Source organism: Actinomycetospora sp. CA-101289, from assembly GCF_050955895.1.
GTDB lineage: Bacteria > Actinomycetota > Actinomycetes > Mycobacteriales > Pseudonocardiaceae > Actinomycetospora.
In genome coordinates, this window is record NZ_CP192093.1 from 5,368,011 (window position 1) to 5,385,689 (window position 17,679).

Sequence of the window (17,679 nt, forward strand, 5' to 3'; positions counted from 1 at the left end):
CTCTACGACTCCGTCTGCGTGGTCGCCTCGGGGGCGGCGCCGGCCGGCGCTCCGCCCGTGGTCGCACCCGCGGTGCTCGCCTGCTCGGCGGCGGCGCGCCCGGCCTCGGTGCCCGAGCCGGTCGTGCCCGAGGCGCCGGAGCGCCGGCCACGGGGGCGGTCGCCACCGCCACCGCCGCCGCCGCGGCCACGGCCGCCGCGCGGGTCGCGGGTCGCGGCGTCGAGCGCGGCCTGGCGCTCGGACTCGCGCTTGCCGCCGACGACGTCGCCCTTGTAGATCCAGACCTTCACGCCGATGCGGCCGAAGTTGGTCCGGGCCTCGAACAGGCCGTAGTCGATCTCCGCGCGCAGCGTGTGCAGCGGGACGCGACCCTCGCGGTAGAACTCCGAGCGCGACATCTCCGCACCGCCGAGGCGGCCCGAGCACTGCACCCGGATGCCCTTGACGCCGGGGCTGCGCATGGCCGACTGCATGGCCTTGCGCATGGCGCGACGGAACGAGACGCGGTTGGACAGCTGCTCGGCGACGCCCTGCGCCACGAGCTGGGCGTCGGCCTCGGCGCCCTTGACCTCGAGGATGTTCAGCTGGACCTGCTTGCCGGTCAGCTTCTCGAGGTTGCCGCGCAGGCGGTCGGCCTCCGCGCCGCGGCGCCCGATGACGATGCCCGGGCGGGCGGTGTGGATGTCGACGCGCACGCGGTCACGGGTGCGCTCGATCTCGACCTTGGAGATGCCGGCCCGCTCCATGCCCTTGGAGAGCATGCGGCGGATCTTGACGTCCTCGGCCACGTAGTCGGCGTACTGCTTGTCGGCGTACCAGCGCGACTTCCAGTCCGTGGTGATGCCCAGGCGGAAGCCGTGCGGGTTGATCTTCTGGCCCATCAGCGGCCACTCCCCTTCGCGCGCGTGCGGCCACCCTTGGTCTGGGCGACCTCGGTCACCTCGACGAAGATGTGGCTGGTCCGCTTCCGGATGCGGTACGCCCGGCCCTGCGCGCGGGGCTGGAACCGCTTCATGGTGGGACCCTCGTCGACCGTGATCGTCGAGATCACGAGGCTCGTGGGGTCCAGGTCGACGTTGTTCTCGGCGTTGGCCACCGCGCTGGCGACCACCTTCGCCACCGGGCGGGCCGCCTTCAGCTGGGCGAACTCCAGCACCGAGGCGGCCTGGCCGACGGGCATGCCCCGCACCAGGTCCACGACGCGGCGGACCTTCATCGGCGACATGCGCACGTAGCGCGCCCGCGCAACCGCCCCGCGGGGGGCCGCGTCGGTCTCGGCTGCTGCAGCCATATCGGACGTACCTTCCTTGACTCGGGCCATGGGGATCCCGCGCTCCGCGTCGTCTAGCGACGGCGGGAGCGGCGGTCCTCCTTGACGTGCCCGCGGAACGTGCGGGTCGGGGCGAACTCGCCGAGCTTGTGCCCGACCATGGACTCCGAGACGAACACCGGGACGTGCTTGCGCCCGTCGTGGACGGCCAGCGTGTGGCCGATCATGTCCGGGATGATCGTCGACCGTCGGGACCAGGTCCGGATGACGGTCTTGCGGTTGGCCTCGTTGAGCGCGTCCACCTTCTTGAGCAGGTGGTCGTCGACGAACGGGCCCTTCTTGAGACTGCGTGGCATCGCTTCGCTCCCTCCTGCTCTCGTCAGCGCTTCTTGCGGTTCTTGCCGGTGCGGCGGCGACGCACGATCATGCGGTCGCTCTCCTTCCGGCCCCGGGTGCGGCCCTCGGGCGTGCCGGCGGGGTTGACCGGGTGGCGGCCACCGGAGGTCTTGCCCTCACCACCACCGTGCGGGTGGTCGACCGGGTTCATGGCCACACCGCGCACCGACGGGCGCTTGCCGCGCCAGCGGTTGCGGCCGGCCTTGCCCCAGTTGATGTTCGAGTGGTCCGCGTTGCCGACCTCGCCGATGGTGGCGCGGCAGCGCACGTCCACGTTGCGGATCTCGCCCGAGGGGAGCCGCAGCTGGGCGTACGGGCCGTCCTTGGCCACCAGCTGCACCCGCGCGCCGGCCGACCGCGCCATCTTCGCGCCGCCGCCGGGGCGGAGCTCGATCGCGTGGATCACGGTGCCGGTCGGGATGTTGCGCAGCGGCAGGTTGTTGCCCGGCTTGATGTCGGCCTTGGGGCCGGCCTCGATGGCGTCGCCCTGCCCGAGACGCTCCGGCGCGATGATGTAGCGCTTCTCGCCGTCGATGTAGTGCAGCAGGGCGATGCGGGCGCTGCGGTTGGGGTCGTACTCGATGTGCGCGACCTTGGCCGGCACGCCGTCCTTGTCGTGGCGACGGAAGTCGATGACCCGGTACGCACGCTTGTGGCCGCCGCCCTGGTGCCGGGTGGTGATGCGCCCGGTGACGTTGCGGCCGCCCTTGCTGTGCAGCGGACGGATCAGCGATTTCTCCGGGTGGTCGCGCGTGATCTCGGCGAAGTCCGAGACGCTCGCGCCGCGCCGCCCGGCGGTCGTCGGCTTGTACCTGCGGATTCCCATGGTCAGCTCCCTGCCCCGGGGGCGCCGAAGACGTCGATGGTCCGGCTCTCGGGCGTCACCGTCACCACGGCGCGCTTCGTGGCCTTGCGCTTGCCGTAGCCGCGGCGGGAGCGCTTGCGCTTGCCCTCGCGGTTCAGCGTGTTCACGCTGGCCACCTGCACGTCGAAGATCTCCTGGACGGCGATCTTGATCTGCGTCTTGTTCGCGTCGGGACGCACCAGGAACGTGTACTGGCGCTCCTCGAGGAGCCCGTAGCTCTTCTCGGAGATGACCGGCGCGACGATCACGTCTCGGGGATCGGTGATCACTTCTCGACCTCCTGTCCACCCGCGGTGCGGGCGGCCACGAACGCCTCGAGCGCGGAGGTCGTGAAGACCACGTCGTCGGCGCGCAGGACGTCGTAGGTGTTGAGCTGGTCCGGCGTGAGCCAGTGGACAGCCGGCAGGTTGGCGACGCTGCGCCGGGCCGCCTCGTCCTCGCGGGCGATGACCGCGAGCACCGTGCGGCGCCCGCGCTCGGCGGTCACCACGCCCTCGAGCGCGGTGCGCGCGCCCTTGGTCGAGGGGCCGTCGCCGTCGACCAGTGCCGAGAAGACGTGGATGCGCTCGTGACGGGCGCGGTCCGACAGCGCGCCGCGCAGGGCCGCCGCCTTCATCTTCTTCGGGGTCCGCTGGTCGTAGTCCCGCGGCGTCGGGCCGTGCACGGTGCCACCGCCGGTGAACTGCGGTGCGCGCACCGAGCCCTGGCGGGCGCGGCCGGTGCCCTTCTGGCGGTACGGCTTCTTGCCGCCGCCGCGGACCTCGCCGCGCGTCTTGGTGTCGTGCGTGCCCTGGCGGGCCGCCGCGAGCTGCGCGGTCACCACCTGGTGCATCAGCGCGGTGTTGGCCGGCGCGTCGAAGAGCTCGCCGGGGAGCTCCGCGGTGCCGTCCGTGCCGCCGGTCGGCGTGTGCACGGTGACGCTGCGGGTCTCGCCCGAGGCCGTCGCCTGCTGGTCACGCCGGGCGAGGCGGCGGGCCTCACCGGCCGTGTAGCCGCGCCGGCGGGCCGTGGTGAGGGTGGCCGTCGCGGCACCGGTCGCCGAGCCCGTGGAGGCCTCGGTCTGCTCGGCCGCGTCGGGGCCCTCGGCGTCGTTCGGGCCGGGGGTCTGTCCGTCCGCTGACTTGTTCTGGCCAGGGGTGCTCACTGCTCACCGCCCTTCGCGGGGTCGGCCTTGCTGGCCGTGGTGACGAGGACCAGGCCGCCGCGCGGGCCGGGGACGGCGCCGCGGATGAGCAGCAGGCCGGCGTCGGCGTCGACGCCGTGCACGGTCAGGTTCTGCGTCGTGGTCTTCACGTGGCCCATGCGGCCCGCCATGCGCGTGCCCTTGAAGACACGCGCCGGGGTGGCGCAGCCGCCGATGGCGCCCGGCGAGCGGTGCTTGCGCTGGGTGCCGTGGCTCGCGCCGAGGCCGTGGAAGCCGTGGCGCTTCATGACGCCCGCGGTGCCCTTGCCCTTGCTGGTGCCGGAGATGTCGACCACCGCGCCGGCGGAGAACACCTCGGCGGTGACCTCCTGGCCGATCTCGTAGTCACTCGCGTCGCTGGTGCGCAGCTCGGCGAGGTGACGGCGCGGGGTCACGCCGGCCTTGGAGAAGTGGCCGGTCTCGGGCTTGTTCACCTTGCGCGGGTCGATGGCGCCGTAGGCGATCTGGACGGCGTTGTAGCCGTCCACCGAGGGCGTCCGGACCTGCGTCACGACGCAGGGTCCGGCCTTCACCACGGTCACCGGGACGATGCGGTTCGCCTCGTCGAACACCTGGGTCATGCCGACCTTGGTGCCGAGGACGCCGTTCATCTTCCGCTCCGGCCGCGCCGGGGAGGTGTTGGCTCCATTGGCTGTAGTCACTGCCGACCTCACTGGATGTTCACGTCGACGCTCGCCGGGAGGTCGATGCGCATGAGCGCGTCCACCGTCTTCGGCGTCGGGTCGACGATGTCGATCAGCCGCTTGTGCGTGCGCATCTCGAAGTGCTCGCGCGAGTCCTTGTACTTGTGCGGCGAGCGGATGACGCAGTAGATGTTCTTCTCGGTCGGCAGCGGCACGGGCCCGACCACGGAGGCGCCGGTGCGCGTCACGGTCTCGACGATCTTGCGAGCCGACGCGTCGATCGCTTCGTGGTCGTAGGCCTTGAGCCGGATGCGGATCTTCTGTCCCGCCATGGTGGCTTCGCCGTTCCTCTTCTCGTCCCGACGGGGGGATGAATCCCCGGCGGCTGGCCAGTGGTGCCGATGGTCCGGCCCCGGTCCGCCCGAGCAGGACCGTCTCCGGTCCACGCGGTCGGGCGTGTCGAGGCCGTCGGCAGGCTCCGCCTCGTGCTCTCGCACTGTGCGGCCCCGCGGACCCCGCGCTGTTCAACGTGTGTCCGTCCCGCTGCCCCTGGGGAGGAGCGGCAGCACGGTGGACGACGGTGACCGTCGCCCGGGTCCACGGTGTGGCTCTCGGACCCCTACCCACAGCAGGGCGGCCGGCTCGATACCGCATGAGCCGGCCGCCCCGTGCGAGCTAGATGTCCAGTGTCGCACGACCGGATCGGCCGCCCGACACCGGGGGGTGCGCAGGAACAGCAGCTCCTGCGCCTCCCGACTACTTCTGGATCTTCGTGACCTGACCGGCGCCGACCGTCCGGCCACCCTCGCGGATGGCGAACTGGAGGCCCTCCTCCATGGCGATCGGCTGGATCAGCTGGACGGACATCTCGGTGTTGTCACCGGGCATGACCATCTCCGTGCCCTCCGGCAGCGTCACCACGCCGGTGACGTCGGTGGTCCGGAAGTAGAACTGCGGGCGGTAGTTGTTGAAGAACGGCGTGTGCCGTCCGCCCTCGTCCTTGCCCAGGATGTAGACCTGGCCCTCGAACTCGGTGTGCGGCGTGATCGAGCCGGGCTTGCCGATGACCATGCCGCGCTCGACGTCCTCGCGCTTGATGCCGCGCAGGAGCAGGCCGACGTTGTCGCCGGCGCGCCCCTCGTCGAGGAGCTTGCGGAACATCTCGATGCCCGTGGTGGTGGTCTTCGTCGACTTCGCACGGATGCCGATGATCTCCACCTCCTCGTTCACCTTGACGATGCCGCGCTCCACGCGACCGGTGACGACGGTGCCGCGACCGGTGATGGTGAAGACGTCCTCGACGGGCATGAGGAACGGCTTGTCGGTGTCGCGCTCCGGCGACGGGATGGCGTCGTCGACGGCGTCCATCAGCGTCAGGATCGCGTCGCCCCACTCGGCGTCGCCCTCGAGCGCCTTGAGCGCCGAGACGCGGACCACGGGGAGGTCGTCGCCGGGGAAGTCCTGCGAGCTCAGCAGCTCGCGGACCTCCATCTCGACGAGCTCCATGATCTCCTCGTCGTCGACCATGTCCGCCTTGTTCAGCGCCACCACGATGTAGGGGACGCCGACCTGGCGGGCGAGCAGCACGTGCTCGCGGGTCTGCGGCATGGGGCCGTCGGTGGCGGCCACCACGAGGATCGCGCCGTCCATCTGGGCGGCACCGGTGATCATGTTCTTGACGTAGTCGGCGTGCCCGGGGCAGTCGACGTGCGCGTAGTGGCGCTTCTCCGTCTGGTACTCGACGTGCGCGATCGAGATCGTGATGCCGCGCTGCCGCTCCTCGGGCGCCTTGTCGATCTGGTCGAACGCCGACGCCTGGTTCAGCTGCGGGTACTTGTCGTGCAGCACCTTGGTGATCGCCGCGGTGAGCGTCGTCTTCCCGTGGTCGATGTGACCGATGGTGCCGATGTTGACGTGCGGCTTGGTCCGCTCGAACTTGGCCTTCGCCACTGCTCTCGTCCTCCTGGACTGTGTTCTCCTGGCCGGTCCCTCGTCGGGGTCGGGCCGGGTGGTGCTCCGTGTGTGGGTCCTGCCGCGTCTCGGAGGACCGAGAGGGCCGACACGAGGCTAGCGAAAGCCCCGTGCCGGTCCGTGACGTGGTCCGTCACCCGGGCTCACACCCGGGTCACGGACCCGCCTCACTCGCCGGTCGCCTTCGCGATGATCTCCTTGGCCACGTTGGCCGGGACCTCCGCGTAGCGCTCGAACTGCATCGAGTAGTTCGCCCGGCCCTGGGTCCGCGACCGCAGGTCGCCGACGTAGCCGAACATCTCCGAGAGCGGGACGATCGCGCGCACGACGCGACCGCCGGCCCGCTCCTCCATGGCCTGGATCTGGCCACGGCGGGAGTTGAGGTCGCCGATGACGTCGCCCATGTAGTCCTCGGGCGTGTTCACCTCGACGGCCATGACCGGCTCGAGCAGCGCGGGGTCGGCCTTGCGGGCCGCCTCCTTGAGCGCCATCGACCCGGCCACCTTGAACGCCATCTCCGACGAGTCGACCTCGTGGTACTGCCCGTCGAGCAGCGTCAGCTTCAGACCGACCAGCGGGTAGCCGGCGAGGATGCCGTACTGCATGGCGTCCTGGGCACCCTGGTCGACCGACGGGATGTACTCCCGCGGGACGCGACCACCGGTCACCTTGTTCTCGAACTCGTAGAGCGGACCGTCGGCGGTCTTCTCGAGCGGCTCGAGCTTGATGATGACGCGGGCGAACTGCCCCGAGCCACCGGTCTGCTTCTTGTGCGTGAACTCGTACTTGTCGACCGTCCCGCGGATGGTCTCCCGGTACGCGACCTGGGGCTTGCCGATGTTCGCCTCGACCTTGTAGTCGGACTTCATCCGGTTGACCAGGACCTCGAGGTGGAGCTCGCCCATCCCCGAGATGATCGTCTGCCCGGTCTCCTCGTCCTGGTTGACGCGGAACGTAGGGTCCTCGTCGGCCAGGCGCTGGATCGCGGTCGAGAGCTTCTCCTGGTCGGCCTTCGACTTCGGCTCGACGGCCACCGAGATGACCGGCTCCGGGAAGGTCATCGACTCGAGGATCACCGGGCTCTGCGGGTCGCAGAGGGTGTCGCCGGTCGTCGTGTCCTTCAGGCCCACCACGGCGTAGATGTGGCCCGCGCGGGCCTCGTCGACCGGGTTCTCCTTGTTGGAGTGCATCTGCAGGAGCTTGCCGATGCGCTCCTTGCGGTCCTTGGTCGAGTTGATGATCTGCGCGCCCTGGGCGAGCTTGCCCGAGTACACCCGGACGTAGGTCAGCTTCCCGTAGAACGGGTGCGCGGCGATCTTGAACGCGAGCGCGGAGAAGGGCTCGTCGGTGCTGGCGCTGCGCTGGACGGGGGTCTCCCCGTCGAGCAGCGTGCCGTTCACCGGCGGGACGTCGGTCGGCGACGGCAGGTAGGCGATGACGGCGTCGAGCATGGGCTGCACGCCCTTGTTCTTGAACGCCGAGCCGCAGATGACCGGGTAGGCCTCGCCGGTGACCGTGACGGCGCGGATGCCGTGCTCGATCTCCTCGACCGTCAGCTCCTCGCCGGCGAAGTAGCGCTCCATGAGCGCGTCGTCCTTCTCGGCGACGGCCTCGAGCAGCGCCTCGCGGTAGGAGGCGACCTGCTCGGCCATCTCCGCGGGGATCTCCTCGATCGCGTAGTCCTCGCCCTTGGACACGTCGCCGCGCCAGGTCAGCGCACGCATGCGGACCAGGTCGACGACGCCGTAGAACTCCGACTCCGACCCCAGCGGCAGCTGCAGGACCAGCGGCTTGGCGCCGAGCCGGTCCTTGATGGTCTGCACGGTGAAGTAGAAGTCCGCGCCGAGCTTGTCCATCTTGTTGACGAAGCAGATGCGCGGGACGTTGTACGTGTCGGCCTGGCGCCACACCGTCTCGGACTGGGGCTCCACGCCCTCCTTGCCGTCGAAGACGGCGACCGCGCCGTCCAGGACGCGCAGGGAGCGCTCCACCTCGACCGTGAAGTCCACGTGGCCGGGGGTGTCGATGATGTTGATCTGGTGGTCTTTCCAGAAGCAGGTCGTCGCGGCGGACGTGATCGTGATGCCGCGCTTCTGCTCCTCCTCCATCCAGTCCATCGTGGCCGCGCCGTCGTGGACCTCACCGATCTTGTAGTTGATCCCGGTGTAGAACAGGACGCGCTCGGTCGTGGTGGTCTTGCCCGCGTCGATGTGGGCCATGATCCCGATGTTGCGGACCTTGCCCAGGTCGGTCAGCACGTCGCGTGCCACGAGATTCCTCTTCCCGTCGGTCGTCGCCGCGGGTCCCGCGGCGGGTGTTCTGCGGATCGGTCGGGGACCCGGGTGGTTCGCACCCGGTCGCCCCGACGGATCACCAGCGGTAGTGCGCGAACGCCTTGTTCGACTCCGCCATCTTGTGGGTGTCCTCGCGGCGCTTGACCGCGGCACCGAGGCCGTTCGACGCGTCGAGCAGCTCGTTGGTGAGCCGCTCGATCATCGTCTTCTCCCGGCGCGCCCGGGAGTACGTGATGAGCCAGCGCAGGCCGAGCGTGGTCGAGCGCCCGGCCCGGACCTCGATCGGCACCTGGTAGGTCGCGCCACCGACACGGCGGCTGCGGACCTCGAGGGCCGGCTTCACGTTGTCGAGCGCACGCTTGAGCGTGACGACGGGGTCGGCGCCGTTCTTCTCGCGGCAGCCCTCCATCGCCCCGTAGACGATGCGCTCGGCGATGGAGCGCTTGCCGTCGACGAGCACCTTGTTCACGAGCTGCGTCACCAGGGGCGACCCGTAGACGGGGTCGGAGATGAGTGGACGCTTCGGAGCGGGTCCCTTGCGCGGCATGTCAGCTCTTGTCCTTCTTCGTCCCGTAGCGGCTGCGGGCCTGCTTGCGGTTCTTGACCGCCTGCGTGTCCAGCGCGCCGCGAATGATCTTGTAACGGACACCGGGGAGATCCTTCACCCGGCCTCCACGCACGAGCACGATCGAGTGCTCCTGCAGGTTGTGGCCCTCGCCCGGGATGTAGGCGGTGACCTCGATGCCGTTCGAGAGCCGGACGCGCGCGACCTTGCGCAGCGCGGAGTTCGGCTTCTTCGGCGTGGTGGTGTAGACGCGCGTGCAGACACCGCGGCGCTGCGGGCTCCCCTTCAGGGCCGCGGTCTTGGTCTTCTCGACCTTGTCCTCGCGGCCCATGCGGACCAACTGCTGGATGGTGGGCATCGAGTGAGGGTTCTTCCGTTCTTCTGCTGGCTGTCGGATCGGGCGTGCTCCGCGTCCGGGGCCCCGTCGCGCACGCGTCGGGCCCCGGCGTACCGACCGGCCACACGGGGGGCGCCACGGTCGACCCGCGAGAGGGAGACCGACGCACCGCACACCGGGGCACGCGGAGCGACCCGACCACGTCGGGCACTGCACTCCAGGGTACGCGCCTGCACGAGGACACCCGGCATCGGGTCGGATCAGGGTGCCGGTCGCCGCTGATCGCGGCCCGGCGACGCCGTCGGTGTCCTGCGCCGCGGCCCCTCGTACGCCCTCGATCGGCCCCGGGGACCGACCATGCCGACGCGGGGTCACGACACCGCACGCCGACCGGACTGCCACCACGATACCGCGACGCCCGCCGGCCGCAAGCGAGCCACCCCGCCACACGACGGAGGGCGCCCCCGCGGCAGCGGGGACGCCCTCCGGATCGTGCGTTGGACCAGCGACTACACAGTGGTCAGCGGAACTGACCGAAGTCGTAGTCGTCGAGCGGCACGGCGGCACCGGTGCCCGAGCCGAACACGTCGGGGGCGTAGTACCCGTCGTCGTAGCTCGGCAGGGCGTAGGCGGCCGCGCGGGCCTCCTCGGTGGGCTGGACCTGGATGTTCCGGTACCGGTTGATGCCGGTGCCGGCCGGGATCAGCTTGCCGATGATCACGTTCTCCTTCAGCCCCACGAGGCTGTCGGACTTCCCCTCGATCGCCGCGTTCGTGAGGATGCGCGTCGTCTCCTGGAAGGAGGCGGCGGACAGCCACGACTCGGTGGCCAGCGAGGCCTTCGTGATGCCCATGAGCACCGGGCGGGCCGCCGCCGGGTCGCCGCCCTCGGAGACCACCTTGCGGTTGGCCGCCTCGAACTCGGCGCGGTCGACGACACCACCGGGCAGGAACTCGGTGGCGCCCGAGTCGATGATCGTCACCCGGCGGAGCATCTGCCGGACGATGACCTCGATGTGCTTGTCGTGGATGGACACACCCTGCGACCGGTACACCTTCTGCACCTGGTCGACGAGGTGCAGCTGCACCTCGCGGGGGCCCATCACGCGCAGCACCTCGTGCGGGTCGGCCGTGCCCTCGAGCAGCTGCTGGCCGACGCCGACGTGGTCGCCGTCCTGCAGCGGGCGCTCGGAGCCGTCGACCGGGATCGTCGAGAGCCGCATGCGCTTGGACAGCTTGTCGTAGACGACCTCCTCGCTCCCGTCGTCCGGGATGAGGGTGATCTTCCAGAACTTGTCGCCGTCCTCGAGCTGGATGCGGCCGTCCACGTCGGCGATGGGCGCCTTGCCCTTCGGGACGCGGGCCTCGAAGAGCTCCTGCACACGCGGCAGACCCGTGGTGATGTCGTCACCCGCGACGCCGCCGGTGTGGAAGGTGCGCATCGTCAGCTGCGTACCGGGCTCACCGATGGACTGGGCGGCGACGATGCCGACCGCCTCGCCCACGTCGACGAGCTTGCCGGTGGCCAGCGAGCGGCCGTAGCAGCGGGCGCAGACGCCCTGGGCCGAGTCGCAGGTCAGGACGCTGCGGACCCGGACCTTGCCGACGCCGGCCGCCAGGAGGGTGTCGATCGCCTGCTGGCCGATGTCGCCACCGCGCTCGAGCAGCACGTTGCCGTCGGCGTCGGTGGTCGCCGAGGCGGCCGTCCGGGTGTAGACGCTGGTGTCGACGTGGATGTCGCGCACCAGGGTCCCGTCCGGGCCCTCCTCGCCGATCGGCATCGGGATGCCGCGCTCGGTGCCGCAGTCGACCTCGCGGACGATGACGTCCTGCGACACGTCGACCAGGCGCCGGGTGAGGTAGCCCGAGTCGGCGGTGCGCAGCGCGGTGTCGGCCAGGCCCTTGCGGGTGCCGTGGGTCGAGATGAAGTACTCGACCACCGAGAAGCCCTCGCGGAAGTTGGACTTGATCGGCCGCGGGATGAACTCACCCTTGGGGTTCGCGACCAGGCCCTTCATGCCCGCGAGCTGGCGCACCTGGGTCATGTTGCCGGCGGCGCCGGAGGCGACGATCCGCGAGATCGAGTTGTCCGCGGGGAAGTTCTCCTCCATCGCCTTGGCCACCTCCTCGGTGGCCTGGCCCCAGATGCGGACCATCTCGTCGTTGCGCTCCTGGTAGGAGAGCGCACCGCGCTGGTACCGCTTGTTGACCTGCTCCGCGCGACCCTCGTACTCGTCGAGGATCTCCTGCTTGTTCGGGGGCACGACGACGTCGTCGATCGCGATGGTGACCCCGGAGCGCGTGGCCCAGTGGAAGCCGGCGTCCTTGAGCCGGTCCAGGGTCATCGCGACCTCGGTCATCGAGTACCGCTCGGCCAGGTCGTTGATGATCGCGGCCTGGCGCTTCTTCGGCAGCTGGTCGTTGACGAAGGGGTAGTCCTCCGGCAGGAGCTCGTTGAAGAGCACCCGGCCCAGCGTGGTGTCGGCCAGCCACGGGCGACCGGGCTCGTAGGAGCCGTTGGTCATCCCCGGTCCGGGCACGACGGAGCCGACGAGGCGGATCTTGATCGGCGCCTGGAGGTCGAGCGACCCCAGGTCGAACGCCATGATCGCCTCGGCCACCGAGGAGTACGCGCGGCCCTCGCCCTTGGTGCCCTCGCGCCGCTGGGTGAGGTAGTACAGGCCGGTCACCATGTCCAGGCGGGGCATGGCCAGGGGCTTGCCCGACGCCGGCGACAGGATGTTGTTGGCCGACAGCATGAGGATGCGGGCCTCGGCCTGCGCCTCGGCCGACAGCGGCAGGTGGACCGCCATCTGGTCACCGTCGAAGTCCGCGTTGAACGCCTCGCAGACCAGCGGGTGCAGCTGGATCGCCTTGCCCTCGACCAGCTGGGGCTCGAAGGCCTGGATGCCGAGGCGGTGCAGCGTGGGCGCCCGGTTCAGCATCACCGGGTGCTCGTTGATGACCTCTTCGAGCACGTCCCAGACCTGGCCGCGCTGACGCTCGACCATCCGCTTCGCGGACTTGATGTTCTGGGCGTGGTTGAGGTCGACCAGCCGCTTCATGACGAACGGCTTGAACAGCTCGAGCGCCATCTGCTTGGGCAGGCCGCACTGGTGCAGCTTGAGCTGCGGGCCGACCACGATGACCGAACGGCCCGAGTAGTCGACGCGCTTGCCGAGCAGGTTCTGGCGGAACCGGCCCTGCTTGCCCTTGAGCAGGTCGGACAGCGACTTGAGCGGGCGGTTGCCCGGCCCGGTCACCGGCCGGCCGCGGCGGCCGTTGTCGAACAGCGCGTCGACGGCCTCCTGCAGCATCCGCTTCTCGTTGTTGACGATGATCTCGGGCGCACCGAGGTCGATCAGTCGCTTGAGGCGGTTGTTGCGGTTGATGACCCTGCGGTACAGGTCGTTGAGGTCCGACGTCGCGAAGCGGCCACCGTCGAGCTGCACCATCGGGCGCAGGTCCGGCGGGATGACCGGGACGCAGTCGAGCACCATGCCGGTGGGCCGGTTGCCCGTGGCCTGGAACGCCGCGACGACCTTGAGCCGCTTGAGCGCGCGCAGCTTGCGCTGCCCCTTGCCGCTGCGGATGGTCTCGCGGAGGTTCTCGGCCTCGGCCTCGATGTCGAAGGTCTCCAGGAGCTTCTGGATCGCCTCAGCACCCATGGCGCCGGTGAAGTAGTCGGCGTAGCGGTCGTAGAGCTCGCGGTAGAGCGTCTCGTCCGAGATCAGCTGCGCACGGTCGAGCTTGACGAAGGTGGTCCACACCTCGTCGAGGCGGTCGAGCTCGCGCTGCGCACGGTCGCGCAGCTGGCGCATCTCGCGCTCGCCGCCCTCCTTGACCTTGCGCCGGACGTCGGACTTGGCGCCCTCGGCCTCGAGCTCGGCGATGTCGCTCTCGAGCTTCTGCGCCCGGGCCTCGAGGTCGTTGTCGCGCTGGCCCTCGAGGCGCTTGCGCTCGCCGGCGATCTCGTTCTCGAGCGTCGACTGGTCGGCGTGGCGCTGGTCCTTGTTGACGTCCGTGATGACGTACGCCGCGAAGTAGATGATCTTCTCGAGGTCCTTGGGCGCCAGGTCGAGCAGGTAGCCCAGGCGCGACGGGACGCCCTTGAAGTACCAGATGTGCGTGACCGGCGCGGCCAGCTCGATGTGGCCCATGCGCTCACGGCGCACCTTGGCCCGGGTCACCTCGACGCCGCAGCGCTCACAGATGATGCCCTTGAAGCGGACGCGCTTGTACTTGCCGCAGTAGCACTCCCAGTCCCGCGTCGGACCGAAGATCTTCTCGCAGAAGAGTCCGTCCTTCTCGGGCTTGAGCGTGCGGTAGTTGATGGTCTCGGGCTTCTTGACCTCGCCGAAGGACCACTGGCGGATGTCGTCGGCGGTGGCCAGACCGATCCGCAGCTCGTCGAAGAAGTTGACGTCGAGCAAAGGTTCTCCCCTGGATGGGTGAGCTGTTTCTAGAAGAGGGTCCGCACAGTCGGGGGGCTCCGCCCCCCGACGACCCCCCGACCCGGGGGTCACCCTGGGTCGGAGGATCGCGAGGTACTAGTTCACGACGTCGTCGACCGACGGCGACTCGTTGCGCGAGAGGTTGATGCCGAGGTTGGCCGCGGCACGCTCGAGGTCCTCGTCGTCGCCGTCGCGCATCTCGATGGCGGCGCCGTCCGAGGACAGCACCTCCACGTTGAGGCACAGCGACTGGAGCTCCTTGAGCAGCACCTTGAACGACTCGGGGATGCCCGGCTCCGGGATGTTCTCGCCCTTGACGATGGCCTCGTAGACCTTCACGCGGCCGAGCACGTCGTCGGACTTGATGGTCAGCAGCTCCTGCAGCGTGTAGGCCGCGCCGTAGGCCTGCATGGCCCAGCACTCCATCTCGCCGAAACGCTGACCGCCGAACTGCGCCTTCCCACCGAGCGGCTGCTGGGTGATCATCGAGTACGGGCCCGTCGAGCGGGCGTGGATCTTGTCGTCCACCAGGTGCAGCAGCTTGAGGATGTACATGTAGCCGACCGCGATGTGGTGCGGGTAGGGCTCACCGGTACGTCCGTCGAAGATCTGCGCCTTGCCGTCCTCGCCGACCAGCCGCACGCCGTCGCGGTTGGGCAGCGTCGACCCGAGCAGACCCGTGATCTCGGTCTGGCGGGCACCGTCGAACACCGGGGTGGCGGTGTTGGTGTCGGGCTCCACCCGGCGCATGTCGTCGGGCAGGTTCACCGCCCACTCGGCGGTGTTGTCCGGGTCGACGTCCCAGCCGCTCTTGGCGATCCACCCGAGGTGGGTCTCGAGCACCTGGCCGATGTTCATGCGTCGCGGCACACCGTGGGTGTTGAGCACGATGTCCACCGGCGTCCCGTCGGCGAGGAACGGCATGTCCTCGACCGGCAGGATCTTGCCGATGACGCCCTTGTTGCCGTGGCGGCCGGCGAGCTTGTCACCCTCGGAGATCTTGCGCTTCTGGGCCACGTAGACGCGGACCAGCTCGTTGACCCCGGGCGGCAGCTCGTCGTCGTCCTCGCGGGCGAACACCCGGATGCCGATGACCTTGCCGGTCTCGCCGTGCGGGACCTTGAGCGAGGTGTCGCGCACCTCGCGCGCCTTCTCGCCGAAGATCGCGCGCAGGAGGCGCTCCTCGGGGGTCAGCTCGGTCTCGCCCTTGGGCGTCACCTTGCCGACGAGGATGTCGCCGTCCGCGACCTCGGCACCGATGCGGATGATGCCGCGCTCGTCGAGGTCGGCCAGGACCTCCTCGGAGACGTTCGGGATGTCCCGGGTGATCTCCTCGGCGCCCAGCTTGGTGTCGCGCGCGTCGATCTCGTGCTCCTCGATGTGGATCGAGGTCAGGACGTCGTCCTGCACGAGGCGCTGCGACAGGATGATCGCGTCCTCGTAGTTGTGGCCCTCCCACGGCATGATCGCCACGAGCAGGTTCTTCCCGAGGGCCATCTCGCCGTCCTCGGTGCACGGCCCGTCGGCGAGCACCTGGCGGGGCTCGACGCGGTCGCCCTCGGAGACGATCGGCTTCTGGTTGATGCAGGTGCCCTGGTTGGACCGCGTGAACTTGTGGAGACGGTGGGTGGTGCGCTGCCCCTCGTCGTCCATGATCGTGATGTAGTCCGCGGAGAGCTCCTCCACCACACCGGCGCGGTCGGTGGCGATGACGTCACCGGCGTCGACGGCGGCGCGCAGCTCCATCCCGGTGCCGACCAGCGGCGACTCGGAACGCAGCAGCGGCACCGACTGGCGCTGCATGTTCGCGCCCATCAGCGCGCGGTTGGCGTCGTCGTGCTCGAGGAACGGGATCATCGCCGTCGCGACCGACACCATCTGGCGCGGCGAGACGTCCATGTAGTCCACACGCGTCGGCGCGATGAGGTCGACGTCGCCGCCCTTGCGCCGCACCAGGACGCGCTCCTCCGAGAAGTGGCCGTCCTCGTCGAGCGGCGCGTTGGCCTGCGCGACGACGAAACGGTCCTCCTCGTCGGCGGTGAGGTAGTCGATCTGGTCGATCACCACGCCGTCGACGACCTTGCGGTAGGGCGTCTCGATGAAGCCGAACGGGTTGACCCGCGCGAAGCTCGACAGCGAGCCGATCAGGCCGATGTTCGGGCCTTCCGGCGTCTCGATCGGGCACATGCGGCCGTAGTGCGACGGGTGGACGTCGCGGACCTCCATGCCCGCGCGCTCACGCGACAGACCGCCCGGACCCAGCGCCGAGAGCCGGCGCTTGTGGGTCAGGCCCGCGAGCGGGTTGGTCTGGTCCATGAACTGCGAGAGCTGCGAGGTGCCGAAGAACTCCTTGATCGCGGCCACGACGGGCCGGATGTTGATCAGGGTCTGCGGCGTGATGGCCTCGACGTCCTGCGTCGTCATGCGCTCGCGCACGACGCGCTCCATGCGGGAGAGGCCCACCCGGATCTGGTTCTGGATGAGCTCGCCGACGGTGCGCAGGCGGCGGTTGCCGAAGTGGTCGATGTCGTCGGTCTCGACGGGGATCGACCCGTTGTCGGCCTCGACCTCGGTCTCCCCCGCGTGCAGGCGCACGAGGTAGGAGATCGTGTTGATGATGTCGTCCTCGGTGAGCGTCCCCGTGGACGGCTCCACCACCGAGCCCAGCTTCTTGTTGACCTTGTAGCGGCCGACCTTCGCGAGGTCGTAGCGCTTGTCCTTGAAGAAGAGGTTCTCGAGCAGCGTCTGGGCCGACTCGCGCGTCGGCGGCTCGCCCGGGCGCAGCTTGCGGTAGATGTCGAGCAGCGCCTCGTCCTGGCCGGCCGTGGAGTCCTTCTCCAGCGTGGCCAGCAGCGTCTCGGAGAAGTGGAACTTCTCCTGGATCTGCTCGGTGGTCCAGCCCAGCGCCTTCAGCAGCACGGTGACCGGCTGGCGGCGCTTGCGGTCGATCCGGACACCGACGGTGTCGCGCTTGTCCACGTCGAACTCCAGCCACGCACCGCGGCTGGGGATGATCTTGACGCTGAAGACGTCCTTGTCGGTCGTCTTGTCGACCGTGCGGTCGAAGTACACCCCGGGCGAGCGCACGAGCTGCGACACGACCACGCGCTCGGTGCCGTTGATGATGAAGGTGCCCTTGTCGGTCATCACGGGGAAATCGCCCATGAAGACCGTCTGGCTCTTGATCTCACCGGTGGTGTTGTTGGTGAACTCGGCGGTGACGAACAGGGGCGCCGAGTACGTCATGTCCTTGTCCTTGCACTCCTCGACCGAGGCCTTCACCTCGTCGAAGCGCGGGTCGGAGAAGGACAGGCTCATCGAACCGGAGAAGTCCTCGATCGGGGAGATCTCGGCGAGGACCTCCTCCAGACCGCCGACGGGGAGCTCCTCACCCGCCTCCACGCGACGCTCGAACCACTCCTCGCTGCCGACCAGCCACTCGAAGGACTGGGTCTGCAGGGCGAGCAGGTCGGGAACCTCGAGAGGCTGGTCCAGCTTGGCGAAGGAGACCCGGGTGGGTGCCCCGGGGAACGACGCGTGGTGGTTCGAGACCTTGGTGGCGCGGGTAACTGCCAAGATGCGTCCTTCCGGAACAACGCTGTCTGAACGCTGTCAGTAGCTTCACCGGCCGGTGCGCAGCGCAGCGCACGGTCGGCGTGGACGCGGCCCCGGGCGTCGGCACACGGGTGGGCGGACAGACG

At 69.6% G+C, this 17,679-nt stretch carries 14 protein-coding genes; all 14 read right to left on the reverse strand.

All coding sequences use genetic code 11. The features are described 5' to 3' along the window. Positions 1-2: 2 nt before the first annotated feature. The 14 genes from rpsC to rpoB all read right to left on the reverse strand — a co-directional run bounded on the left by rpsC (position 3) and on the right by rpoB (position 17,554). Positions 3-881, reverse strand: a complete 879-nt coding sequence (gene rpsC / locus ACQPX6_RS26720; protein ID WP_433783729.1) for a 30S ribosomal protein S3 — start codon at positions 879-881, stop codon at positions 3-5. Continuing rightward, positions 881-1,291, reverse strand: coding sequence for a 50S ribosomal protein L22 (gene rplV, locus ACQPX6_RS26725; protein ID WP_433783731.1), 411 nt, complete (start codon positions 1,289-1,291; stop codon positions 881-883). The genes rpsC and rplV overlap by 1 nt, the downstream gene beginning before the upstream one ends. A 53-nt stretch (positions 1,292-1,344) precedes the next feature. After that, entirely contained in the window at positions 1,345-1,626 is a 282-nt protein-coding gene (rpsS, locus tag ACQPX6_RS26730) for a 30S ribosomal protein S19 (RefSeq protein WP_116708465.1), read from the reverse strand. 23 nt (positions 1,627-1,649) lie between these two features. Then, complete coding sequence (rplB, locus tag ACQPX6_RS26735) at positions 1,650-2,492, reverse strand: 50S ribosomal protein L2 (RefSeq protein WP_433783732.1); 843 nt, start codon at positions 2,490-2,492, stop codon at positions 1,650-1,652. 2 nt (positions 2,493-2,494) lie between these two features. After that, positions 2,495-2,800, reverse strand: a complete 306-nt coding sequence (rplW, locus tag ACQPX6_RS26740; protein WP_433783733.1) for an uL23 family ribosomal protein — start codon at positions 2,798-2,800, stop codon at positions 2,495-2,497. Further along, positions 2,797-3,444 carry a 50S ribosomal protein L4 gene (rplD, locus tag ACQPX6_RS26745; protein WP_433788366.1) on the reverse strand — a complete coding sequence of 216 codons (648 nt, stop codon included), beginning with the start codon at positions 3,442-3,444 and terminating at the stop codon, positions 2,797-2,799. The genes rplW and rplD overlap by 4 nt, the downstream gene beginning before the upstream one ends. Before the next feature lie 227 nt (positions 3,445-3,671). Next, positions 3,672-4,325 (reverse strand): 50S ribosomal protein L3, encoded by a 654-nt coding sequence (rplC, locus tag ACQPX6_RS26750; protein ID WP_433783734.1) that lies wholly within the window; start codon positions 4,323-4,325, stop codon positions 3,672-3,674. A gap of 59 nt (positions 4,326-4,384) precedes the next feature. Then, a complete protein-coding gene (rpsJ, locus tag ACQPX6_RS26755; RefSeq protein WP_116708461.1) occupies positions 4,385-4,690 on the reverse strand; it encodes a 30S ribosomal protein S10 in 306 nt (101 codons plus the stop codon). A 424-nt stretch (positions 4,691-5,114) separates the two neighbouring features. Then, a complete protein-coding gene (gene tuf, locus ACQPX6_RS26760; protein WP_433783736.1) occupies positions 5,115-6,308 on the reverse strand; it encodes an elongation factor Tu in 1,194 nt (397 codons plus the stop codon). 188 nt (positions 6,309-6,496) lie between these two features. Next, on the reverse strand, positions 6,497-8,599 hold the full coding sequence (gene fusA, locus ACQPX6_RS26765) for an elongation factor G (RefSeq protein ID WP_433783737.1): 2,103 nt from the start codon (positions 8,597-8,599) through the stop codon (positions 6,497-6,499). 100 nt (positions 8,600-8,699) lie between these two features. Then, the gene (gene rpsG / locus ACQPX6_RS26770; RefSeq protein WP_433783738.1) at positions 8,700-9,170 is read right to left on the reverse strand and encodes a 30S ribosomal protein S7; all 471 of its coding nucleotides are present in this window, start codon (positions 9,168-9,170) and stop codon (positions 8,700-8,702) included. A gap of 1 nt (position 9,171) precedes the next feature. Further along, positions 9,172-9,546, reverse strand: a complete 375-nt coding sequence (rpsL, locus tag ACQPX6_RS26775) for a 30S ribosomal protein S12 (protein ID WP_433783740.1) — start codon at positions 9,544-9,546, stop codon at positions 9,172-9,174. A gap of 499 nt (positions 9,547-10,045) precedes the next feature. Beyond that, complete coding sequence (locus tag ACQPX6_RS26780; RefSeq protein ID WP_433783741.1) at positions 10,046-13,957, reverse strand: DNA-directed RNA polymerase subunit beta'; 3,912 nt, start codon at positions 13,955-13,957, stop codon at positions 10,046-10,048. 117 nt (positions 13,958-14,074) lie between these two features. Next, positions 14,075-17,554, reverse strand: a complete 3,480-nt coding sequence (rpoB, locus tag ACQPX6_RS26785; RefSeq protein WP_433783743.1) for a DNA-directed RNA polymerase subunit beta — start codon at positions 17,552-17,554, stop codon at positions 14,075-14,077. Between the last annotated feature and the right edge of the window lie 125 nt (positions 17,555-17,679).